A 22801-nucleotide genomic window follows, 5' to 3' on the forward strand; every position below is an offset into this window, starting at 1 on the left:
CCTGTTTCATGCTGTCACAACCGACGCCCATGTGCGTCGGTTTTTTTGTCTCAAATCGCGTTCTTCGGCGTGGATTCCTGAAATGTTGCAACGGCCTGTAACGTGCTAAATATTCCCCATAGCTCGCCGTAGAAACCGAATTTCCCGCTCGTTATTCATTTTCCTCACGCCATACTGGCGACATGAAAAAACAACAAGGTTACACGCTTCTCGAAACCCTGATTGCGATGCTGATTGTCGCGGCGCTTGGTGCATCTGGACTGTATGGTTGGCAGCGCTGGCAGCAGCAACAGCGGCTGTGGCAGACCGCCTGCCAGGTGCGGGACTACCTGCTGCAACTGCGTGAAGATGCTAACTGGCGTAACCGCGATCATGTGATAAGCGTGATTCGGGATGGCACATCATGGTGTTTTGTCAGCTCTGCGGCTTCGCAAACCACGTGTCGACCCGCTTCGTCTTTGGTTTTTACACCGCCCTGGGACGACGTCGAAATGGCAGAGATAACACCTTCACTGGCCTTTTTTGGACTGCGCAATACGGCATGGGCCGGACATATACGTCTGAAAAATGCGAGTGGGGAATGGCGCGTGGTGGTGTCTGGCTGGGGGCGAATCAGGCTTTGCGAGCGCGATGAGGCCAGATTATGTCAGTAAATGAACGGGGATTTTCACTGCTGGAGATGCTCATTGCCATGGCGATTAGCAGTATTTTATTGCTTAGCTCAGCACGATTTTTACCGGCGCTACAGCGAGAGATTCTGCGTAACACGCGCCAGTTAGTACTGGAAGATGAAATATGGCAGCGGGTCTACACCGTGGCGAAGCATCTTCAGCGGGCGGGGTATTGCCGGGGAAACTGTGTCGGAGAGGGACTGGTGATATCGGCTAAGGGAGACTGTGTTATTGCCCGATGGGATGCCAACAGCAATGGCGTTTGGGAAAGCAGTCCCGTGAAAGAGGCTGATTCTATTGGGTTTCGTTTACAGGACAAGGTGTTGGAAACCGTGCGTGGAGCCACCGGCTGCACTGGCAAAGGATGGGAGAAAATGACCGATCCGGCCACGATGCAGATTGAGGCATTCCAGGTTGAAAGGCTGAATTTCAGCGGATATTCCCCGCTTCTTACGCTGCGTTTGCGTGGAGTGAGCAATGACCAACCACAAAAAGTTGTTGAAGCGGTCTACAGCGTTACGGGATTCAACCTGTGAACCGTGAGCGAGGCGTATCTTCTCTGGCAATGGTCCTGTTGCTGCTGGTGCTCGGTAGTCTGCTGCTGCAAGGCGTTAGCAGACAGGAGGCCAGTTTTGCTGCGCGTGTGGTCACACAAAGTCAGGCGCTGCAGCGTCAGGCGGTAGTGCAATCCGGGATGGAATGGGGGCGTATGCAGCCCTGGCGCTTACAACCCCCTGTACAGTGTCGGCGCGTTCCCACGCAGGATGCCGCGGTTTGCCTGCGCCTGCTTACCAATAATTTTGTTCTGCTTATTGCCCACTATGAAGGGATATCGTTATGGCGTCAGGGGGGGGTTATTGATGGCAACATAGAATTCTCGGCGCGTGGCTGGAGCGATTTTTGTCCGCTAAAGGAGCAGACGTTATGCCAGATCCCCTGAACAGACAGCGTGGCTTTAGTCTGCCGGAAGTGATGCTGGCAATGGTACTAATGATAATGATTGTGACCGCGTTGTCAGGATACCAGCGGGTGCTAATGAACAGCTTTATCATCAGAAACCAGTATCAGCAACTCTGGCGCCACGCCTGGCAGCAAACCCAGCTGTACCCGTTTTCATCGCCTGTGAACTGGCAGGTTAACCGAATGCAGACAACGAGAGCGGGATGTGTCAGCATCAACGTTATAATTTCTTCACCCCTCGGCAGGCAGGGTCAGATGACGCGTCTGCATTGCCCGAATCGTCAGTAGTCAGGAGTCGCTATGTTAAGGGTCTACCACTCCAACCGTCTGGATGTGCTGGAAGCGTTAATGGAATTTATCGTTGAGCGCGAGCGGCTGGACGACCCCTTTGAACCTGAGATGATCCTGGTTCAAAGTACCGGTATGGCGCAGTGGCTACAAATGACTCTTGCACAGAAGTTTAGTATTGCCGCCAATATCGACTTTCCGCTGCCCGCGAGTTTTATCTGGGATATGTTTGTGCGCGTGCTGCCGGATATCCCGAAAGAGAGTGCGTTCAGCAAACAGAGTATGAGCTGGAAGTTGATGACGCTGTTGCCACAATTGCTGGATAGCGATGACTTCGCATTGCTACGCCACTATCTGACGGACGATACTGATAAACGTAAGCTTTTTCAGCTTTCCTCGCGCGCGGCTGACCTTTTCGACCAGTATTTAGTCTACCGCCCTGATTGGTTGACCCAGTGGGAAGCGGGGCGACTGGTTGAGGGACTCGGCGAGTCTCAGGCCTGGCAGGCACCGTTGTGGAAAGCGCTGGTGGAATACACCGCGGAATTGGGCCAGCCGCGCTGGCATCGTGCCAATTTATACCAACGATTTATTCAGACCCTGGAAAATGCGTCTGAATGTCCGCAGGGGCTGCCTTCTCGCGTCTTTATTTGCGGAATTTCGGCGCTACCGCCGGTTTACCTGCAGGCCTTGCAGGCGTTGGGTAAGCACATTGATATTCATCTGCTGTTTACCAACCCTTGTCGCTACTATTGGGGCGACATTAAAGATCCTGCCTGGCTGGCGAAGCTGATGGCTCGTCAGCGTCGGCACAGCTTTGAAGAACGGCATCTGCCGCTGTTTCGTGATAACCAGAAAGCCGAAGGATTATTTAACAGCGATGGCGAACAGGATGTGGGCAACCCGATGCTGGCCTCGTGGGGCAAGCTGGGGCGTGATTACATTTATTTGCTTTCGGAGCTGGAAAACAGTCAGGAACTGGATGCGTTTGTCGATATTACGCCTGACAACCTTTTGCATAATATTCAATCAGATATTCTGGAACTCGAAAGTAATGCCGTGGCGGGCGTTACGCTGGAAGAATATTCACGTAGCGACAATAAACGCCGGCTTGAGCTGAACGACACCAGTGTGACTTTCCATGTCTGCCATAGCCCACAGCGCGAGGTGGAAATTCTTCATGACCGGCTGTTGGCCATGCTGGAAGCGGACCCAACGCTGACGCCGCGCGATATTATTGTGATGGTGGCGGACATCGACAGCTACAGCCCATTCATTCAGTCGGTCTTTGGTAGCGCGCCAGCCGAGCGTTACTTACCTTATGCAATATCTGACCGTCGGGCACGCCAGTCTCATCCCGTCTTACAGGCCTTTATCAGCCTGCTGTCGCTGCCGGATAGCCGTTTTGTCTCAGAGGATGTCCTGGCGTTACTGGATGTTCCCGTGCTGGCGGCGCGTTTCAACATTGATGAAGAAGGGTTGCGCTATCTTCGCTTATGGGTCAATGAATCCGGGATTCGTTGGGGAATTGACGACGATAACGTGCGTGAACTGGAACTTCCACCTACAGGTCAGCATACATGGCAATTTGGTTTAACGCGTATGCTGCTCGGCTACGCGATGGAAAGCTCGCAGGGCGAGTGGCAATCGGTATTGCCTTACGATGAGTCCAGCGGCCTGATTGCCGAACTGGTAGGGCATCTGGCCTCGTTGCTGATGCAGCTTAATCTCTGGCGTAGAGGGTTAGCGCAGGAACGACCGCTGGAAGAGTGGCTACCCATTTGTCGGGAAATGCTTAATGATTTCTTCCTACCGGACGCGGACACCGAAGCTGCAATGACGCTGATTGAACAGCAGTGGCAGGCCATTATTACCGAAGGTTTAGGGGCCGAGTACGGCGATGCTATACCGCTCTCTCTGTTGCGTGATGAGCTAGCCCAGCGCCTTGACCAGGAACGCATCAGCCAGCGCTTCCTGGCGGGGCCCGTTAACATTTGTACGCTGATGCCGATGCGCTCCATTCCGTTCAAAGTGGTGTGCCTGCTGGGTATGAACGATGGGGTTTATCCGCGTCAACTTGCGCCGCTGGGCTTTGATTTAATGAGCCAAAAACCGATGCGGGGCGATCGCAGTCGTCGAGATGATGACCGCTATCTGTTCCTCGAAGCATTAATTTCGGCACAGCAGACGCTCTACATCAGCTACATTGGCCGCTCTATTCAGGATAACAGCGAGCGCTTCCCGTCGGTGCTGGTACAAGAACTGATGGACTACATCGGGCAAAGCCACTACCTGCCGGGCGATGAATCGTTGACCTGCGATCAAAGCGAGGCAAGGGTAAAAGCGCACATAACCCGTTTGCATACCCGTATGCCCTTTGATGCACAAAACTATTTGCCGGGCGAACAGCAAAGCTATGCCCGGGAATGGCTGCCTGCGGCGAGTCTGTCAGGAAAAGCGCACACGGATTTTGTGCAGCCTCTTCCCTTTGAAATGCCAGAAACGCTAACGCTGGAAACGCTGCAGCGATTTTGGGCACATCCGGTACGCGCCTTTTTCCAGATGCGTTTAAGGGTCAACTTCCGCTCTGAAGAGAGTGAGATCCCGGATACGGAACCTTTCACTCTTGAAGGGTTGACCCGCTACCAGCTTAATCAGCAATTGCTTAATACGCTGGTTGAAGAGAACGATGCTGAACGACTGTTCCGCCGTTTTCGTGCGGCGGGCGCGCTACCCTATGGGCCGTTTGGCGAAATTCTGTGGGATACGCAGCGTCAGGAAATGCAGTCGCTGGCTGAACGCATTATCGCCTGTCGTCAGCCCTGTCAGAGCATGGAAATCGATCTTAACTGTCACGGCGTGCAAATCACCGGCTGGCTGCCGCAGGTGCAAGAAGACGGTTTGTTGCGCTGGCGCCCATCTTTGATAAGCATTGCGCAGGGTGTGCAACTTTGGCTGGAACATCTTGTCTATTGTGCCAGTGGCGGTAGGGGAGAGAGCCGATTGTTCCTGCGTAAAGACGGAGAATGGCGTTTTCCGCCGCTGGATGCAGAACAGGCGCTGCTGTACCTGTCGCAACTCATTGAGGGGTTTCGGGAAGGCATGTCGTCACCGTTGCTGGTATTGCCCGAAAGCGGTGGTGCATGGATAAAAACCTGTTATGACGCCGCAAATGATGCCATGTTAGATGACGATGCAACGTTGCAAAAAGCGCGCAGTAAGTTTCTGCAAGCCTATGAAGGCAACATGATGGTACGTGGCGAAGGTGATGATATCTGGTATCAGCGTCTTTGGCGTCAACTGGATGCTGATACGCAGGAGGCTATTGTTTTAAAGTCTCAGCGCTACCTGTTACCGATTTTTCGCTTTAATCAGTCATGATGATTGTATAAAAATTGCGCAATTCGATGGCTTCCACTATGATGCGCATTCTGTCACGGACTGATTCTTACAAAGAGAAGATGCTGGCTCGTTCAGCACATAGTCTTGCCCTGTTCAGATCATGTATTTATGCGTGGTTTGTAGTGAACAGGTGAATTCGTTAATGATGAGGTTTGTGAATGCCCCGCAGCACCTGGTTCAGCGCATTACTGTTGTTCGTCGCCCTTTGGGTTCCCGTAAGTCAGGCAGATACCGGTTGGCAGCCTTTAGCTGAAACCATCCGTAAAAGCGATAAAGACACCCGTCAGTATCAGGCCGTGCGCCTTGATAACGGCATGGTTGTGCTGCTGGTATCCGATCCTCAGGCCGTTAAATCCCTTTCTGCACTGGTAGTCCCCGTGGGTTCGCTGGAAGATCCGGACGATCATCAGGGACTGGCGCACTATCTCGAACACATGTGTCTGATGGGCTCGAAAAAATACCCACAGCCGGACAGCCTGGCTGAATTCCTGAAAATGCACGGCGGTAGCCACAATGCCAGCACTGCGCCTTATCGTACGGCCTTCTATCTTGAAGTCGAAAACGACGCGCTGGTGGGGGCGGTGGATCGCCTGGCGGATGCTATTGCCGATCCATTGCTGGATAAAAAATATGCCGACCGCGAGCGTAACGCGGTTAACTCCGAGCTGACACTGGCGCGTACCCGAGACGGGATGCGTATGGCGCAGGTGAGCGCTGAGACGATCAACCCGGCGCACCCAGGTTCGCGTTTCTCTGGCGGGAATCTTGAGACATTAAGCGATAAACCGGGCAACCCGGTGCTGCAAGCATTACAAAAATTTCATGAAAAGTACTACTCTGCGAACCTGATGAAGGCGGTGATTTATAGCAATAAACCGCTGCCAGAGCTGGCGCGGATAGCGGCTGACACCTTTGGGCGCGTACCGAACAGGAATATCGCAAAGCCTGAGATTAGCGTCCCGGTCGTCACTGATGCGCAAAAGGGCATCATCATCCACTATGTTCCGGCAATGCCGCGTAAAGTATTGCGCGTCGAGTTTCGTATCGATAACAACAGCGCGCAGTTCCGCAGTAAAACCGATGAACTGGTGACCTACCTGATTGGCAATCGTAGCCCGGGCACGTTGTCTGACTGGCTGCAAAAGCAGGGCCTGGTTGAAGGTATTCGCGCAGACTCCGATCCGGTGGTCAACGGGAACAGCGGCGTATTAGCCATTTCCGCGACGTTAACCGACAAGGGGCTGGCGAACCGCGATGAAGTTGTCGCGGCAATCTTTAGCTACCTCAATTTGTTACGCGAGAAAGGTGTCGATAAACGCTATTTTGACGAGCTGGCGCACGTGCTGGATCTCGATTTCCGTTATCCCTCCATCACCCGTGATATGGACTACGTGGAATGGCTGGCTGATACCATGATCCGCGTTCCCGTCGAGCATACGCTGGATGCGGTGAATATTGCTGACCAGTACGATGCGAAAGCCGTTGAGCAACGTCTGGCAATGATGACGCCGCAGAATGCGCGTATCTGGTATATCAGCGCGAAAGAGCCGCATAATAAAACCGCTTATTTTGTCGATGCGCCTTACCAGGTGGATAAAATCAGCGACAAAACCTTTGCCGACTGGCAGCAAAAAGCGCAGGGCATTGCGCTGTCGTTACCGGAGTTGAACCCCTACATTCCGGATGATTTCACGCTGATTAAGACGGATAAAAAATATGCTCATCCTGAGCTGATCGTTGATGAGCCGGATTTACGCGTGGTGTATGCCCCGAGCCAGTATTTTGCCAGCGAGCCGAAGGCTGACGTCAGCGTGATCCTGCGTAACCCGAAAGCCATGGACAGCGCCCGCAACCAGGTCTTATTCGCACTTAACGATTACCTGGCAGGGATTGCGCTCGATCAGTTAAGTAACCAGGCATCGGTAGGTGGAATTGGTTTCTCTACCAACGCTAACAATGGGTTGATGCTTAACGCCAACGGCTACACCCAACGTTTGCCGCAGCTTTTTCAGGCGCTGCTGAGCGGATATTTCAGCTATACCTCAACGGACGAACAGCTGGAACAGGCGAAATCCTGGTATGCCCAGATGATGGATTCCGCAGAAAAGGGTAAAGCTTACGATCAGGCTATTATGCCGGTGCAGATGCTTTCTCAGGTACCGTACTTCTCCCGCGACGAGCGCCGTAAGCTGCTGCCTTCCATCACCCTGAAAGAGGTGATGACCTACCGCGACGCCTTAAAAACCGGTGCGCGACCTGAATTCCTGGTCATTGGCAATATGAGCGAAGCTCAGACGACGAGCATGGCGCGGGATATCCAAAAACAGCTTGGTGCGAACGGATCACAGTGGTGTCGCAACAAAGATGTGGTTGTGGACAAGAAGCAGTCCGTCATCTTTGAAAAAGCAGGCAGCAGCACGGATTCAGCGCTGGCCGCGGTATTTGTGCCAACCGGATACGATGAATACGCCAGTTCAGCCTACAGCGCTATGTTAGGTCAGATTGTTCAGCCGTGGTTCTACAATCAGCTGCGTACTGAAGAACAGTTAGGCTACGCCGTATTTGCTTTCCCGATGAGCGTTGGCCGTCAGTGGGGAATGGGGTTCCTGCTGCAAAGCAGTGATAAGCAGCCGTCTTACCTCTGGGAGCGTTATAAAGCGTTCTTCCCGACGGCGGAAGCGAAGCTGCGGGCGATGAAACCTGAAGAGTTCGCGCAAATTCAGCAGGCGATTATTGCGCAAATGCTGCAGGCGCCGCAAACGCTGGGGGCAGAAGCCTCACAGTTAAGCAAAGATTTTGATCGCGGCAATATGCGCTTCGATTCACGTGATAAAATAGTGGCTCAGATTAAACTGCTGACGCCGCAAAAACTTGCCGACTTCTTCCATCAGGCGGTGGTTGAGCCGCAAGGCATGGCGATATTGTCACAGGTTTCCGGCAGTCAGAATGGGAAAGCAGAATATGTGCGCCCGGAAGGCTGGAAAGTGTGGCAGACCGTCAGCGCGTTGCAGCAAACCTTACCCCTGATGAGTGATAAGAATGAATGATGCCGCTGAGTCCCTTGATCCACTGCGCTTGCCCCTGACGGGCGAGCGTCTGATTGAAGCCTCTGCGGGCACCGGTAAAACCTTTACCATCGCCGCCCTGTATTTACGTTTACTGCTTGGACTGGGCGGCTCTGCCGCCTTTCCTCGTCCTTTGACCGTCGAAGAACTACTGGTGGTCACCTTCACCGAGGCGGCTACCGAAGAGTTGCGTGGTCGAATTCGTAGCAATATTCATGAACTGCGAATTGCCTGCCTGCGTGAAACCACCGACAACCCGCTATATGTCCGTTTGTTAGATGAAATTGCCGATAAAAAACAGGCCGCGCAGTGGCTGCTATTGGCTGAAAGACAGATGGATGAAGCGGCGGTGTTTACCATCCACGGCTTTTGTCAGCGTATGCTCAGTCTCAATGCCTTTGAGTCAGGCATGCTGTTCGAACAGCAACTGATAGAAGATGAATCGCTGCTGCGCTATCAGGCCTGCGCGGACTTCTGGCGTCGGCACTGCTACCCGCTGCCTCGCGACATTGCGCAGGTGGTTTTTGAAACGTGGAAAGGACCGCAAGCGCTGTTGAGAGATATCGATCGCTATCTGCAGGGGGAAGCGCCGGTTATCAAGGCGCCACCGTCTGATGACGAAACGCTGGCCGCCCGGCATGAACAAATTCTCGCACGCATTAACCAGATCAAGCAGCAATGGCGTGATTCTGTTGATGAGCTGGATGGCCTGATGGAAGCCTCCGGAATTGACCGGCGTAAATTTAATCGCGGTAATCAGGGCAAGTGGATCGAAAAGATCAGCGCGTGGGCGCAGGAAGAAACACAAAGTTACCAGCTTCCTGACGCGCTGGAGAAATTCTCACAGCGTTTTCTGGAAGAGCGAACCAAAGCGGGCGGGATAACCCCTCAGCACCCGCTGTTTGTCGCTATTGATGAACTGCTTAGCGAACCGTTAACTCTCCGCGATCTGGTGATCACCCGGGCGCTGGCGGAGATCCGCTCGGCAGTTGCCGAGGAAAAACGTCGCCGCGGCGAGCTGGGTTTTGACGATATGCTCAGCCGTCTGGATGCGGCGTTGCGCAGTGAAAGCGGCGATGCGCTGGCGACGGCTATTCGTACTCGTTTCCCGGTCGCCATGATCGATGAATTCCAGGATACCGATCCGCAGCAGTACCGTATTTTTCGTCGGATCTGGCAGCATCAGCCGGATACCGCACTGCTGCTAATTGGTGATCCGAAACAGGCAATTTACGCGTTTCGCGGCGCGGATATCTTCACCTATATGAAGGCGCGCAGCGAAGTCAGCGCACACTATACGCTTGATACCAACTGGCGTTCGGCCCCCGGCATGGTCAATAGCGTGAATACGCTTTTCAGCCAGATGGACGACGCCTTTATGTTCCGCGAAATCCCTTTCAGCCCGGTAAAATCCGCAGAAAAAAACCAGGCGTTACGGTTTGTTTTGCACGGCGAAACGCAGCCAGCTATGAGTATGTGGCTGATGGAAGGAGAAAGTTGCGGCGTAGGCGATTATCAGAGCTACATGGCCCAGGTGTGCGCCACACAAATTCGCGACTGGCTTAAGGCTGGGCATTCTGGCGCAGCGCAACTGGTCAGTGGCAAAGCATCCAGCCCGGTACGCGCGTCAGATATCAGCGTACTGGTGCGTAGCCGCCAGGAAGCGGCGCTGGTCCGTGATGCGCTGACGCAACTGGCCATTCCCTCTGTCTACCTCTCCAACCGTGACAGCGTATTTGAAACACTGGAAGCGCAGGAGTTGCTATGGGTGCTGCAGGCGGTGATGACGCCGGAACGTGAGAACACGTTGCGTAGCGCGCTGGCGACCTCAATGATGGGGCTGAATGCGCAGGATATTGAAGCGTTAAATACCGACGAGAATGCCTGGGATGCGGTGGTCGAAGAATTCGACGGCTATCGTCAGATCTGGCATAAACGCGGCGTGATGCCGATGCTACGTGCGCTGATGACGGCTCGCCAGATTGCAGAGAACCTGCTGGCGACGGCGGGAGGCGAACGTCGACTGACCGACATTTTACATATCAGCGAACTGTTGCAGGAAGCGGGCTCGCAGCTGGAAAGCGAGCATGCGCTGGTGCGCTGGTTGTCCCAGCATATTATTGAACCCGACAGCAACGCGTCCAGCCAGCAGCTCAGGCTGGAAAGCGACAAGCATCTGGTCAAAATCGTCACCATCCATAAATCGAAAGGGCTGGAGTATCCGCTGGTCTGGCTGCCGTTTATCACCAATTTCCGCGTTCAGGATCAGGCTTTCTACCACGATCGTAGCTCTTTTGAAGCCGTGCTGGATCTCAGCGATGCTGTGGAGAGCGTTGAGCTAGCCGAAGCAGAGCGTCTGGCGGAAGACCTGCGTTTGCTGTATGTCGCGCTAACCCGTTCGGTATGGCATTGCAGCCTTGGCGTTGCGCCGTTGGTACGACGTCGGAGCGATAAAAAAGGGGATACCGATGTGCATCAGAGTGCCCTTGGTCGCCTGTTGCAAAAAGGTGAGCCGATGGATGCCGTGGGTCTGCGTAGCGCGATTGAAGCGCTTTGCAGCAATGATATTGCTTGCCAGACACCCGCGCAGCCTGACGGTGAACCCTGGCAGGTTGCGCAGGCTGTTAGCAGCGAACTGAGTGCAAAAATACTGCAGCGTAAGCCCGGTGATAGCTGGCGCGTGACCAGTTATTCCGGTTTGCAACAGCGTGGACAGGGTATCGCGCAGGATCTGATCCCACGACTGGATATCGATGCCGCAGGCGTCGGTGAGGTTATTGAAGAGTCAGGACTCACACCGCACCAGTTCCCGCGCGGCGCTTCGCCGGGTACGTTCTTGCATAGCCTGTTTGAAAATCTCGATTTTACGCAACCGGTGGATCCGCATTGGGTCGAGGAGCAACTGGCGTTGGGCGGTTATGACGCACACTGGACGCCGGTTTTGACCGAATGGCTGGACGCCATTTTGCAGGCGCCTCTCAACGAGACGGGCGTGAGTTTGAGCCAGCTATCCGCGCGTGAAAAACAGGTGGAGATGGAGTTTTATCTGCCGATTTCGCAGCCGTTAATGGCCAACCAGCTTGATGCGTTAATTCGCCAATACGATCCGCTCTCGGCGGGGTGCCCTGCGTTGGACTTTATGCAGGTTCGCGGCATGCTGAAAGGCTTTATTGACCTGGTATTTCGCCACCAGGGGCGTTATTACCTGCTCGATTACAAATCGAACTGGCTGGGTGAAGACAGCTCCGCCTATACGCAGCAGGCAATGGCCTCTGCCATGCAGGCGCATCGCTACGACCTTCAATACCAACTTTATACCCTCGCGCTGCATCGCTACTTACGCCATCGCATTGCTGATTACGATTATGAACGCCATTTTGGCGGCGTTATCTATCTCTTCCTGCGCGGCGTTGACAGTGAAAATCCGCAGCAGGGAATTTACGCGACCCGACCTGACGGAGAGTTGATTGCGTTGATGGACGAGATGTTTGCCGGTGCGGTGCAGGAGACGATGCTATGACAATCCAGAAACGATTTCTGGAGGCTGTTGAGCAAAAACAGCTCCGGCCTCTGGATGCTCAGTTCGCGCTGGCGGTTGCCGGAAGTGACAACCCTGCCGTTGCGCTGGCTGCGGCGTTGCTCAGTCGTGAAGCGGGAGAAGGGCACGTCTGCTTACCGCTTTCACGGTTATCTCTGAGCGAGGACGCGCATCCTCTGTTAAGCGCCTGGCTCGCTGAAACGGGCGAACCAGAAGACTGGGCGGAATGTCTGCTGGCTTCCAGTGCGGTAAGCCGTGGCGAGCAACCCACGCCGCTGGTGCTGTACGGCGATCGCTTGTATCTGAACCGGATGTGGCACAACGAACGTACGGTAGCTCGCTTTTTCAGTGAAGTGAACCACGCCATTGAAGTGGATGAACAACGGCTGACCCACACGCTGGCGGCGCTGTTTCCGCCATCGGAGGGGGTTAACTGGCAAAAAGTAGCCGCTGCTGTTGCGCTCACCCGCCGGATATCGGTGATCTCAGGCGGACCGGGGACGGGAAAAACGACAACGGTCGCAAGGCTGCTGGCGGCGTTGATTCAAATGGCCGACGGTGAGCGCTGTCGTATACGACTGGCGGCGCCAACGGGAAAAGCGGCTGCGCGCCTGACCGCCTCACTGGGAGCGGCGTTACGAGAGCTACCGCTAACCGATGAGCAAAAGAAACGCATCCCCGATGACGCCAGTACGCTGCATCGATTATTAGGCGCTCAGCCTGGCAGTCAGCGCCTGCGTCATCATGCGGGAAACCCGCTGCATTTGGATGTGCTGGTGGTGGATGAAGCCTCGATGATTGATTTACCGATGATGTCGCGCCTTATCGATGCGCTGCCGCCGCACGGACGGGTGATTTTTCTGGGCGATCGCGACCAGCTCGCTTCCGTCGAAGCGGGGGCCGTGCTGGGGGATATCTGTGCTTTCGTCGGTGACGGGTTTACCCCGGAACGCGCCCGCCAGCTCAGTCGCCTGACCGGGAGCGCTATTCCTGCCGGTTCGGGAATTCAGGCAGCAGCGTTGCGCGACAGTCTGTGCCTGCTGCAAAAGAGCTACCGTTTCGGCAGCGATTCCGGAATCGGTCAGTTGGCTGCGGCGATTAATCGCGGCGACAAAACTGCGATAAAAACGGTGTTCCAGCAGGGATTTAGCGACATCGAAAAACGCACGCTACACAGCAGCGAGGATTATGCCGCGATGCTGGATGAGGCGCTGTCGGGATATGGGCACTACCTGGATTTGCTGCACGGGGGTGCCGAGCCGGGGGCTGTCATTCAGGCCTTCAATGAGTATCAACTGCTATGCGCCCTGCGGGAAGGTCCGTTTGGCGTTAGTGGTTTGAATGAACGCATTGAGCAGGTGATGGCGCAAAAACGTAAAATTCATCGTTCGACGCATAGCCGCTGGTATGAGGGAAGGCCGGTGATGATCGCGCGCAATGACAGTTCGCTGGGATTATTTAACGGTGATATCGGCATTGCCCTCGATCGTGGACAGGGCCTGAGGGTGTGGTTTGCGTTGCCGGATGGTTCTATCAAATCGGTGCAGCCCAGCCGCTTGCCTGAACATGAAACCACCTGGGCGATGACGGTGCACAAATCGCAGGGATCTGAGTTTGACCATGCGGCGTTGATTTTACCCAGCCAGCATTCACCCGTGGTTACCCGCGAGCTGGTCTATACCGCCGTTACCCGCGCGCGTCGCCGCCTGTCGCTGTATGCCGATGAGCGGATATTGAGCCACGCCATTGCCACCCGCACTGAACGCCGCAGCGGACTGTCAGCATTATTTAATGACGGCATGATGTAGATGTAGGCCGGATAAGCGTCAGCGCCATCCGGCCTAAAAAAGATGTGCCAGCGATGTAGGCCGGATAAGGCAGTTATGCCGCATCCGGCAACCACTCCTATGCCAAATCCGCCATCAGCACTTTTGACCGCCGCTGATAGTTGTACATCTCTTTCTTGCTTTCCGGCAGCAGGTCGATATCCACCGGCGTGAAGCCGCGCTCCTGGAACCAGTGGATGCTGCGTGTGGTTAACACAAACAGCTTGCTCAACCCCATTTGCCGGGCCTGCGCGGCGATTCGTTCCAGCAACACTTCCCCGCGTGACGAGCTACGGTAGTCCGGATGCACTGCTACACACGCCATTTCGCCAATTCTCTCTTCCGGGAAAGGGTACAGAGCGGCACAGGCGATGGTCAGGTTATCACGCTGAATAATCGTGAATTTGTCGATCTCCATTTCCAACTGCTCGCGCGAGCGGCGCACCAGAATACCTTGCTGCTCCAGCGGGCGGATAAGCTCCAGAATCCCGCCGATATCGTTAATGGTAGCGCGACGGATCTGCTCGGCGCTTTCCATTACGATCTGCGTACCGATCCCGTCGCGGGAGAACAATTCCTGCAGCAATGCACCATCTTCCTGATAACTGATCAGATGGCAGCGACGTACGCCACTGCGACAGGCCTTCACTGCCCCACGCAGGAAGCGCACCGTGCCGGAGCTGTAATCGCCTTTCTCTTCCTGCAACTCAACGCGAGCCTGGGCTTCGTTAGGAAACAGCTCGGAGATAATATCGCCATCATCGTTGGTGACACCCTGAGACGAGCAAAAGCCGATCATTTTCTCGGCCTTCAGTTTGATAGCCAACTGCGTGGCGACCTCTTCTGACGTCAGGTTAAAACTCTCACCGGTGACGGAAACGGCGACCGGGCCCATCAGCACAATCGCGCCGCTATCTAACTGGCGGTGAATGGCATCTTCATCGATGCGACGAATTCGCCCGCTATGGCAGTAATCTACGCCGTCATCAACGCCCAGCGGCTGGGAGATAATAAAATTGCCGCTGACCACATTGATGTGTGCACCCTGCAATGGCGTATTATTCAGGCTCATCGACAAGCGGGCGGTAATATCAAGCTGAAGTAAACCCGCAGCCTGTTTGACCAGCTCCAGCGTTTTAGCGTCGGTGACGCGCGTATTTTTGTGGTACACCGGTTCATGATGATGTGCCGCAAGATTGGCATCAATCTGCGGTCGTGCGCCATAGACCACGACCAGGCGGATGCCGAGGCTATGAAGAAGCCCAATGTCATTGACGATACTGGAAAAGTTTTCATGCTCGATGGCTTCGCCGCCCAGCATAATGACAAACGTTTTTCCCCGATGGGTATTGATATAGGGAACAGAATGGCGGAATCCCTGTACCAGTTCGGTTCTACGCTCCTTCACCACGGCACACCCTCATTGCATGATTATTCGTAATTTGTGTATTTTTATTCTGTTTTTGCGCTGTGCGCAAGCGTAATTTTTACCCATGCCGAAGATTTTTCTCAGTAATGCCGTGAATATAAAAAGAATGTTTACCCTTTTATAGATGACAGATTATGCGTCATTCGCTAAAGTTTCCGGTCAATTCGGACGTTTTACGTATTACCTCTAAAAAAGATTTCTTTGCTCGGGAGAAGCATGTCGGGATCCAATTCAGCAATCAGTCGCCGCCGTTTATTGAAAGGTGCGGGTGCTATGTGGCTTTTGAGCGTCAGCCAGGTGGGTCTGGCGGCCGTGAGTCAGGTCGTTGCCGTACGTATCTGGCCTGCGTCCAGCTACACTCGCGTCACGGTAGAATCTAACCGTCTGCTGAAATACAAACAGTTTGCCCTGAGTAATCCTGAGCGTGTGGTTGTGGATATTGAAGACGTTAATTTGAACTCGGTGCTCAAGGGCATTGGGACGCAGATTCGTCCTGACGATCCGTATATTAAGTCGGCGCGCGTTGGCCAGTTTGATCCTAAGACCGTGCGGATGGTGTTCGAGCTGAAACAGAATGTGAAGCCGCAACTTTTTGCGCTGGCTCCGGTGGCAGGCTTTAAAGAACGTCTGGTAATGGATCTCTATCCCGCGAATGCCCAGGACGTTCAGGATCCGCTGCTGGCATTGCTGGAAGATTACAACAAGGGCGATCTGGATAAACAGGTGCCACCTGCACAAAGTGGCCCGCAGCCGGGTAAAGCGGGGCGCGATCGTCCCATTGTCATTATGCTGGACCCGGGCCACGGCGGAGAAGACTCCGGTGCGGTGGGGAAATACAAGACGCGTGAAAAGGATGTGGTGCTGCAGATTGCCCGCCGCCTGCGAGCCCTCATAGAGAAAGAGGGCAACATGAAGGTCTTTATGACACGAAATGAAGATATCTTCATTCCGCTTAAAGTCCGCGTGGCGAAAGCGCAGAAGCAGCGTGCTGACCTGTTTGTCTCTATTCACGCCGATGCCTTTACCAGTCGACAACCCAGCGGTTCGTCGGTGTTTGCGCTCTCGACCAAAGGTGCGACCAGTACCGCCGCGAAATATCTGGCGCAGACCCAGAACGCCTCGGATCTCATTGGTGGTGTCAGTAAGAGCGGTGACCGCTACGTCGACCACACCATGTTCGACATGGTGCAGTCGCTGACCATCGCCGACAGCCTGAAGTTTGGTAAAGCGGTATTGAGTAAGCTTGGCAAAATCAACAATCTGCACAAGAACCAGGTTGAACAGGCCGGGTTTGCGGTACTAAAAGCGCCGGATATCCCGTCTATTCTGGTCGAAACGGCATTTATCAGTAACGTTGAGGAAGAGCGCAAACTCAAAACGGCGACCTTCCAGCAGGAAGTTGCAGAGTCGATTCTGGCAGGGATTAAAGCCTACTTTGCCGATGGGGCGACGCTGGCGAGAAGGGGATAACAAAAAAGCGCTGAAAAGCGCTTTTTTTATGGGCGGCAGAAACAAAAAAACACCCGTTAAGGTGTTTAATGTGTTGGTTGCGGGGGCCGGATTTGAACCGACGACCTTCGGGTTATGAGCCCGACGAGCTACCAGGCTGCTCCACCCCGCGTCACCGTACTGCTTATATTTTATCAAATTTGATTGGTTGCGGGGGCCGGATTTGAACCGACGACCTTCGGGTTATGAGCCCGACGAGCTACCAGGCTGCTCCACCCCGCGTCCGTCTTTTTGCTTCGTATTTCAAACCACATCAGCGTTGGCTTTCCTCATTCACCTCAGTCACTTACTGGAGTAAGCTCCTAAGGATTCACTGCGTCGCCGCCTTGCTGTGATCCGAACTACTTTGCAAAAATCTTACATCAAATTTTAATTGGTTGCGGGGGCCAGATTTGAACTGACGACCTTCGGGTTATGAGCCCGACGAGCTACCAGGCTGCTCCACCCCGCGTCCGTGGATGCGCACTATACTCTGCTCGCATTTTCATGCAACCCTTTTTTCACCTTGATCACGTTTTTAGGGTGAAAATGAACAAAAACAACGCATTCTGGATTATTTTTTGCTCAAAATTTGCGTTCGGGTATGTATACGCATTTCATTAGGTTCGGGGGTTTGTTATCTTCGTCTCGCATTCAGGCAACATAAGACGAGAACAATGAAAGGACGTTGGGCAAAATATCTTCTGGCGGGAGCTGTAGTCGCGATGCTCGCCGCGTGTTCCTCAAAACCCACCGATCGTGGGCAGCAGTATAAAGACGGGAAATTTACCCAGCCTTTCTCACTGGTGAACCAGCCTGATGCGGTTGGCGCGCCAATCAATGCCGGTGATTTCGCCGAGCAGGTTAATCAAATTCGCAGCGCTTCGCCACGTTTGTACGGCAACCAGAGCGACGTCTACAACGCTATCCAGCAATGGTTACGTGCGGGCGGTGATACGCGCAGTATGCGCCAGTTTGGTATTGATGCCTGGCAAATGGAAGGGGCGGACAACTACGGTAACGTCCAGTTTACCGGTTACTACACACCGGTTATCCAGGCGCGCCATACGCGCCAGGGCGAGTTTCAGTATCCTATCTATCGCATGCCACCAAAACGTGGGCGCTTACCCTCTCGTGCCGAGATCTACGCGGGCGCGCTAAGCGACAATTATATTCTGGCATACAGCAACTCCCTGATGGATAACTTCATTATGGATGTTCAGGGCAGTGGTTACATCGATTTTGGCGATGGCAGCCCGCTCAACTTCTTTAGCTATGCCGGGAAAAACGGCCACGCCTATCGCAGTATCGGTAAAGTGCTTATCGACCGTGGCGAAGTGAAAAAAGAAGATATGTCGATGCAGGCTATTCGCCACTGGGGTGAAACGCACAGCGAAGCCGAAGTGCGTGAGCTGCTGGAGCAGAACCCATCGTTTGTCTTCTTTAAACCGCAATCTTTTGCTCCGGTAAAAGGGGCCAGCGCGGTGCCGCTGATTGGCCGCGCGTCCGTAGCTTCTGACCGTAGTATCATTCCTGCGGGCACAACGTTACTGGCGGAAGTCCCGTTACTGGACAATAACGGCAAGTTTACTGGCCAGTACGAACTGCGCCTGATGGTGGCGTTAGATGTGGGTGGGGCTATTAAAGGGCAACACTTCGATATCTATCAGGGTATTGGCGCTGACGCCGGACACCGTGCCGGGTGGTATAATCACTACGGTCGCGTATGGGTACTAAAAACGGCGCCGGGTGCGGGTAACGTGTTCAGCGGTTAATTGCCGGATGGCGCTTCGCTTATCAAGCCTACATTATTGAGTAGGCCTGATAAGGCGTAGCCGACATCAGGCAGTCAGACTGCTCGGTATTAATGAATTTGAGGTTCTATGTCTGTGGTTATTAGCGATGCCTGGCGCCAACGTTTTGGCGGTACGGCACGTCTGTATGGCGAAAATGCGTTGCAGCTGTTTGCCCAATCGCACGTTTGCGTGGTTGGGATTGGCGGAGTAGGGTCATGGGCGGCGGAAGCGCTGGCGCGAACCGGTATTGGCGCTATTACACTCATCGATATGGATGATGTGTGCGTCACCAATACAAACCGCCAGATCCATGCGCTGCGTGATAACGTCGGTCTGGCAAAAGCTGAAGTGATGGCGGAGCGTATCCGACAGATTAACCCGGATTGCCGGGTGAACGTGGTCGATGATTTTGTTACGCCAGATAACGTTGCTGAATATATGAATGCGGGATTTTCGTACGTCATCGATGCGATTGATAGCGTGCGCCCAAAAGCGGCACTGATCGCGTACTGTCGACGTAATAAAATTCCGCTGGTGACCACCGGTGGTGCGGGCGGACAGATCGATCCTACCCAGATTCAGGTCGTTGATTTGGCAAAAACCATCCAGGATCCGCTGGCGGCCAAGCTACGTGAGCGGCTGAAAAGCGATTTTGGCGTGGTGAAAAACAGCAAAGGCAAGCTGGGCGTGGACTGTGTGTTCTCGACCGAAGCGCTGGTTTACCCGCAGGCGGATGGCTCGGTATGTGCGATGAAAGCGACGGCGGAAGGGCCGAAGCGTATGGATTGCGCGTCCGGGTTTGGCGCGGCCACCATGGTGACAGCCACCTTTGGCTTTGTTGCTGTCTCCCATGCGCTGAAGAAGATGATGGCGAAGGCCGCGCGTCAGGCCTGATTGTGTCGGATGTCACTACGCTTATCCGACCTACGGTTCGTGCAGTGTTGTAGGCCGGATAAGACGTATCAGCGTCGTCATCCGGCTTTCTGGGCCGCCTCGAGAATCGCCTCGTTCAGAGCATGTAGTCCCTGGCTACGCGAGGCGCTGAGCTGAGCGCGTAAACCCAGTTCGTCAAATAACGCCATCGGCGCACGCGCCAGTAATTCGGCTGCCGTTTTACCTTCGACCGCGGTGAGTAATACCGCCAACAGTCCACGTACTATTCGACCTTCGCTGTCGCCGAAGAAATGCAGAGTACCATTCTCATGAAGGGTATGTCCCAGCCAGACGCGATTTTCGCAGCCCGCAATTTCTTTGGCCTGCGCCTTTAGCGCATCCGGGAGCGCCGGCAACTGCTTACCCAGCAGAATCAGCTGGCGATATTTATCTTCCCACTGAGTAAGCGGGATAAAGGTATTGCGTAACGTCTCTTCGGTTACGGTTGTGCCAAACGGGTGTCCGGCGAACTGAGGGCTTGTCATTAATCCACCAATATTTCCAGCGCGCGGTCGACGGCTGCGACCAACGCATCCACATCGCTTTGGGTATTATAAGGGGCAAATGAGGCGCGTAGTGTTCCGGATACGCCGAGTTCCGCCAGCAGCGGTTGTGCGCAGTGTTGCCCCGCGCGCAGCGCAATGCCATATTCGGCCAATAGAGTGACCATATCGCTGTGATGAACACCCGCGAAATCAAAGGCTAACAGACTGGAGTCCTGGCAGCGGAAGGAACGAAAGCCAGGGCGTTTCGCCAGGGCATCTTCTGCCAGCGTCGCCAGACCCCGGCTCCAGTTTTCGGCCTGCGCAACGTCGACGTCCGCCAGCCATTCGAGCGCCGCGCTTAGCCCGATAACGCCTGCAACGTTAGGCGTACCGGCTTCCAGCTTCCATGGTGCGGGCTGAGTGGTGAAACCGTCAAAACTGACTTCGCTAATCATCTTACCGCCCCCAAGCCAGGGAGACATGGCTTCCAGCAGTTCCGGCTTACCGTACAGCACGCCAATACCGGTGGGGCCATATAGCTTGTGGCCTGAAAACGCATAGAAATCAATATCCAACTGCTGTACATCGGCAGGGTAATGCACAATCCCCTGGGCACCATCAACCATCACCACCATGCCAGCCGCATGGGCGAGCGTAATGGCGCGGACCAGATCCGGGCAGCCACCGGTGACGTTCGACATTTGCCCGAGCGCCAGAATGCGGCTGCGCGGGGTGATGAGCTGCGTGAGGCGCTCAACGTCTGGCAATAAATGGGGGGTGAGTGGGAGTTTGACAACCTTAGCCCCCGTTTGCTCCGCGACCATCAGCCAGGGAACGAGGTTGGCGTGATGTTCCGCTGCGCTAACGATAATCTCATCACCCGGTTGAAGGCGTGGACGCGCATAGCTTTGGGCAACCATGTTGATCGCTTCCGTTGTGCCGCGGGTCCAGACGATGGTTTTGTCATCCGACGCATTAATCAGGTGTGCGACTTTTTCCCGCGCGGCTTCATAGCGTGCGGTCAGACGCTGGGCTTCAGCAAACTGGCTGCGATGGACGTTCCCGGCACTCAGGCTATAAAACTGATGGGTAGCTTCAATGACCGCCTGTGGCTTCAGCGCCGTAGCAGCACTGTCGAGATAGACGCCAGCATCGTTGAGTGCGGGAAATTGTGCGCGAAACTGCGCGGGGTTAAAAGCGTTCATGGTATTCCTCAGTTCAGTAAACCGATCGTGGCGCAAAAAGGGCATTGATACAAGGGTTGTGCTAACCATCGGAATACTCTGGATATCCTGGCAAAGCCCGTTCAGTGTCTTATGCTAAATAGCGTTAGGCGAACAATTTTGCCTGTTACGGAGTATGTTTTTAATAGCATAAATCGCTTTAAGGAGAAGAAGATGAAAAAGACTGCCGCCATTATTTCTGCCTGTATGCTGACTTTTGCCCTGAGCGCCTGTTCTGGTTCGAATTACGTGATGCACACCAATGATGGTCGATCAATCGTAGCTGATGGTAAACCACAGACCGATAATGAGACGGGGATGATTTCGTATAAAGACGCTAACGGCAACAAACAGCAGATTAACCGCACTGACGTGAAAGAGATGGTAGAACTGGAGCAATAATAGCCGGTCGGCCATCGACGAAATGTGGACAAAAAAAAGCACCGCAATTTGGCGGTGCTACATTAATCACTATGGACAGACAGGGTAAATGTACAGGAAGTGAAAAAGGGTAGCTTTGCTACCATGGTCTGAATCGCAGACCAATTGCAAACACAACAACACAACATCACAACCGTAAGCCAAAAGCCCACCAGAACACGCATTCCGATAAAACTTTTCGTTCCGGCTTCAGGAAGTGCCGCCACTATAGGTATTTGCTGGTAGAACCTCAACGGACAATTTATAATGGCTCAGATAAAAAAAACTAATAGGTTACAGCCTGTTAGCTAATTGTTAAATTCATTTAACATCAAAGCCTAAAAGTCATGTCAAAACGATTACCACCCTTAAATGCGTTACGTGTTTTTGATGCTGCAGCGCGTCATTTAAGCTTTACTCGCGCAGCAGAAGAGCTTTTTGTGACGCAGGCCGCAGTAAGTCACCAAATCAAGTCACTTGAGGATTTTTTGGGGCTAAAACTGTTTCGTCGACGCAATCGATCTTTGCTGTTAACGGAAGAAGGTCAAAGCTACTTTCTCGACATTAAAGAGATTTTTTCGCAATTAACCGACGCGACGCGTAAACTTCAGGCACGCAGTGCAAAAGGTGCGCTTACCGTTAGTTTATTGCCCAGTTTTGCGATCCAATGGCTGGTGCCCAGACTCTCTAGCTTTAACTCAGCTTATCCGGGAATCGATGTCAGGATCCAGGCGGTGGACCGTCAGGAAGACAAACTGGCTGATGATGTTGATGTGGCGATTTTCTACGGACGCGGCAACTGGCCGGGTCTGCGCGTTGAAAAATTGTACGCAGAATATTTATTGCCGGTCTGCTCTCCGCTGTTGCTTACCGGTGATAAACCGCTAAAGACACCGGACGACCTGGCAAAACACACTTTATTGCATGATGCGTCGCGGCGAGACTGGCAAGCCTATACGCGCCAGCTTGGCCTGAATCATATCAACGTGCAGCAGGGACCTATCTTCAGCCATAGCGCCATGGTGCTACAGGCTGCAATCCATGGACAGGGGATCGCGCTGGCTAACAACGTCATGGCGCAGTCCGAAATTGAAGCCGGACGTCTGGTCTGTCCGTTTAACGATGTTCTGGTCAGCAAAAACGCATTTTATCTGGTTTGTCATGACAGTCAGGCAGAACTGGGTAAAATAGCCGCCTTCCGTCAGTGGATTCTGGCGAAAGCGGCCACGGAACAAGAAAAATTCCGCTTTCGTTATGAACAATAATTTACGTAGGGT

At 53.8% G+C, this 22801-nt stretch carries 16 protein-coding genes and 3 tRNA genes; 13 read left to right on the forward strand and 6 right to left on the reverse strand.

What is annotated here, in order from left to right:
- Positions 1-182 precede the first annotated feature (182 nt).
- The 8 genes from OGY68_RS13835 to recD all read left to right on the forward strand — a co-directional run bounded on the left by OGY68_RS13835 (position 183) and on the right by recD (position 13732).
- Positions 183-653 carry a prepilin peptidase-dependent protein gene (locus OGY68_RS13835; protein WP_057067307.1) on the forward strand — a complete coding sequence of 157 codons (471 nt, stop codon included), beginning with the start codon at positions 183-185 and terminating at the stop codon, positions 651-653.
- Positions 644-1207, forward strand: coding sequence for a prepilin peptidase-dependent protein (locus OGY68_RS13840; RefSeq protein WP_057067306.1), 564 nt, complete (start codon positions 644-646; stop codon positions 1205-1207). The genes OGY68_RS13835 and OGY68_RS13840 overlap by 10 nt, the downstream gene beginning before the upstream one ends.
- Entirely contained in the window at positions 1204-1611 is a 408-nt protein-coding gene (locus OGY68_RS13845) for a DUF2509 family protein (protein WP_275163127.1), read from the forward strand. The genes OGY68_RS13840 and OGY68_RS13845 overlap by 4 nt, the downstream gene beginning before the upstream one ends.
- A complete protein-coding gene (locus tag OGY68_RS13850; protein WP_008785708.1) occupies positions 1596-1919 on the forward strand; it encodes a prepilin-type N-terminal cleavage/methylation domain-containing protein in 324 nt (107 codons plus the stop codon). Before OGY68_RS13845 ends, OGY68_RS13850 begins: the two co-directional genes overlap by 16 nt.
- 12 nt (positions 1920-1931) lie before the next feature.
- Entirely contained in the window at positions 1932-5300 is a 3369-nt protein-coding gene (gene recC, locus OGY68_RS13855) for an exodeoxyribonuclease V subunit gamma (RefSeq protein WP_286617109.1), read from the forward strand.
- 179 nt (positions 5301-5479) lie between these two features.
- A complete protein-coding gene (gene ptrA / locus OGY68_RS13860) occupies positions 5480-8368 on the forward strand; it encodes a pitrilysin (RefSeq protein ID WP_286579634.1) in 2889 nt (962 codons plus the stop codon).
- Positions 8361-11906, forward strand: a complete 3546-nt coding sequence (recB, locus tag OGY68_RS13865; RefSeq protein ID WP_149617952.1) for an exodeoxyribonuclease V subunit beta — start codon at positions 8361-8363, stop codon at positions 11904-11906. The genes ptrA and recB overlap by 8 nt, the downstream gene beginning before the upstream one ends.
- Positions 11903-13732, forward strand: a complete 1830-nt coding sequence (gene recD / locus OGY68_RS13870; protein ID WP_057067298.1) for an exodeoxyribonuclease V subunit alpha — start codon at positions 11903-11905, stop codon at positions 13730-13732. The genes recB and recD overlap by 4 nt, the downstream gene beginning before the upstream one ends.
- Positions 13733-13829: 97 nt before the next feature.
- Here the strand turns inward: recD and argA are convergent, their stop codons facing one another.
- Positions 13830-15161 (reverse strand): amino-acid N-acetyltransferase, encoded by a 1332-nt coding sequence (gene argA, locus OGY68_RS13875; RefSeq protein WP_003034012.1) that lies wholly within the window; start codon positions 15159-15161, stop codon positions 13830-13832.
- Positions 15162-15395: 234 nt separating this feature from the next.
- Between argA and amiC the strand changes: the two genes are divergently transcribed.
- The gene (amiC, locus tag OGY68_RS13880) at positions 15396-16649 is read left to right on the forward strand and encodes an N-acetylmuramoyl-L-alanine amidase AmiC (protein WP_048215635.1); all 1254 of its coding nucleotides are present in this window, start codon (positions 15396-15398) and stop codon (positions 16647-16649) included.
- Positions 16650-16723: 74 nt separating this feature from the next.
- On the opposite strand, the gene OGY68_RS13885 is transcribed toward amiC, so the two are convergent.
- The 3 genes from OGY68_RS13885 to OGY68_RS13895 all read right to left on the reverse strand — a co-directional run bounded on the left by OGY68_RS13885 (position 16724) and on the right by OGY68_RS13895 (position 17139).
- Positions 16724-16800 (reverse strand) — tRNA-Met (locus tag OGY68_RS13885).
- 33 nt (positions 16801-16833) lie between these two features.
- A tRNA-Met gene (locus OGY68_RS13890) sits at positions 16834-16910 on the reverse strand.
- Positions 16911-17062: 152 nt separating this feature from the next.
- A tRNA-Met gene (locus OGY68_RS13895) sits at positions 17063-17139 on the reverse strand.
- A 205-nt stretch (positions 17140-17344) separates the two neighbouring features.
- On the opposite strand from OGY68_RS13895, the gene mltA reads away from it, so the two are divergent.
- Together mltA and tcdA are read left to right on the forward strand one after the other, a co-directional pair.
- A complete protein-coding gene (mltA, locus tag OGY68_RS13900; protein ID WP_008785702.1) occupies positions 17345-18442 on the forward strand; it encodes a murein transglycosylase A in 1098 nt (365 codons plus the stop codon).
- Between the two features lie 108 nt (positions 18443-18550).
- Complete coding sequence (gene tcdA, locus OGY68_RS13905; RefSeq protein WP_057067297.1) at positions 18551-19357, forward strand: tRNA cyclic N6-threonylcarbamoyladenosine(37) synthase TcdA; 807 nt, start codon at positions 18551-18553, stop codon at positions 19355-19357.
- A gap of 77 nt (positions 19358-19434) precedes the next feature.
- Here the strand turns inward: tcdA and csdE are convergent, their stop codons facing one another.
- Together csdE and csdA are read right to left on the reverse strand one after the other, a co-directional pair.
- The gene (csdE, locus tag OGY68_RS13910; protein WP_057067295.1) at positions 19435-19881 is read right to left on the reverse strand and encodes a cysteine desulfurase sulfur acceptor subunit CsdE; all 447 of its coding nucleotides are present in this window, start codon (positions 19879-19881) and stop codon (positions 19435-19437) included.
- Positions 19881-21086 carry a cysteine desulfurase CsdA gene (gene csdA / locus OGY68_RS13915; protein ID WP_032944843.1) on the reverse strand — a complete coding sequence of 402 codons (1206 nt, stop codon included), beginning with the start codon at positions 21084-21086 and terminating at the stop codon, positions 19881-19883. Before csdA ends, csdE begins: the two co-directional genes overlap by 1 nt.
- Positions 21087-21278: 192 nt before the next feature.
- On the opposite strand from csdA, the gene OGY68_RS13920 reads away from it, so the two are divergent.
- Both OGY68_RS13920 and gcvA read left to right on the forward strand, forming a co-directional pair.
- Positions 21279-21506: a YgdI/YgdR family lipoprotein gene (locus OGY68_RS13920; RefSeq protein WP_003825635.1), complete on the forward strand. Its 228-nt coding sequence runs from the start codon at positions 21279-21281 to the stop codon at positions 21504-21506.
- A gap of 365 nt (positions 21507-21871) precedes the next feature.
- Positions 21872-22789, forward strand: a complete 918-nt coding sequence (gcvA, locus tag OGY68_RS13925; RefSeq protein ID WP_003034035.1) for a glycine cleavage system transcriptional regulator GcvA — start codon at positions 21872-21874, stop codon at positions 22787-22789.
- The last annotated feature ends 12 nt before the right edge of the window (positions 22790-22801 follow it).

The sequence above is a fragment of the Citrobacter sp. Cpo065 genome (genome assembly GCF_030332805.1).
In the GTDB taxonomy this organism is placed as follows: domain Bacteria; phylum Pseudomonadota; class Gammaproteobacteria; order Enterobacterales; family Enterobacteriaceae; genus Citrobacter; species Citrobacter portucalensis.

Coding starts and splice junctions, on each gene's coding strand:
- OGY68_RS13835 (WP_057067307.1), top strand. CDS start 183: ATGAAAAAACAACAAGGTTACACGCTTCTCGAAACCCTGATTGCGATG.
- OGY68_RS13840 (WP_057067306.1), top strand. CDS start 644: ATGTCAGTAAATGAACGGGGATTTTCACTGCTGGAGATGCTCATTGCC.
- OGY68_RS13850 (WP_008785708.1), top strand. CDS start 1,596: ATGCCAGATCCCCTGAACAGACAGCGTGGCTTTAGTCTGCCGGAAGTG.
- recC (WP_286617109.1), top strand. CDS start 1,932: ATGTTAAGGGTCTACCACTCCAACCGTCTGGATGTGCTGGAAGCGTTA.
- ptrA (WP_286579634.1), top strand. CDS start 5,480: ATGCCCCGCAGCACCTGGTTCAGCGCATTACTGTTGTTCGTCGCCCTT.
- recB (WP_149617952.1), top strand. CDS start 8,361: ATGAATGATGCCGCTGAGTCCCTTGATCCACTGCGCTTGCCCCTGACG.
- recD (WP_057067298.1), top strand. CDS start 11,903: ATGACAATCCAGAAACGATTTCTGGAGGCTGTTGAGCAAAAACAGCTC.
- amiC (WP_048215635.1), top strand. CDS start 15,396: ATGTCGGGATCCAATTCAGCAATCAGTCGCCGCCGTTTATTGAAAGGT.
- mltA (WP_008785702.1), top strand. CDS start 17,345: ATGAAAGGACGTTGGGCAAAATATCTTCTGGCGGGAGCTGTAGTCGCG.
- tcdA (WP_057067297.1), top strand. CDS start 18,551: ATGTCTGTGGTTATTAGCGATGCCTGGCGCCAACGTTTTGGCGGTACG.
- csdE (WP_057067295.1), bottom strand. CDS start 19,881: ATGACAAGCCCTCAGTTCGCCGGACACCCGTTTGGCACAACCGTAACC.
- csdA (WP_032944843.1), bottom strand. CDS start 21,086: ATGAACGCTTTTAACCCCGCGCAGTTTCGCGCACAATTTCCCGCACTC.
- OGY68_RS13920 (WP_003825635.1), top strand. CDS start 21,279: ATGAAAAAGACTGCCGCCATTATTTCTGCCTGTATGCTGACTTTTGCC.
- gcvA (WP_003034035.1), top strand. CDS start 21,872: ATGTCAAAACGATTACCACCCTTAAATGCGTTACGTGTTTTTGATGCT.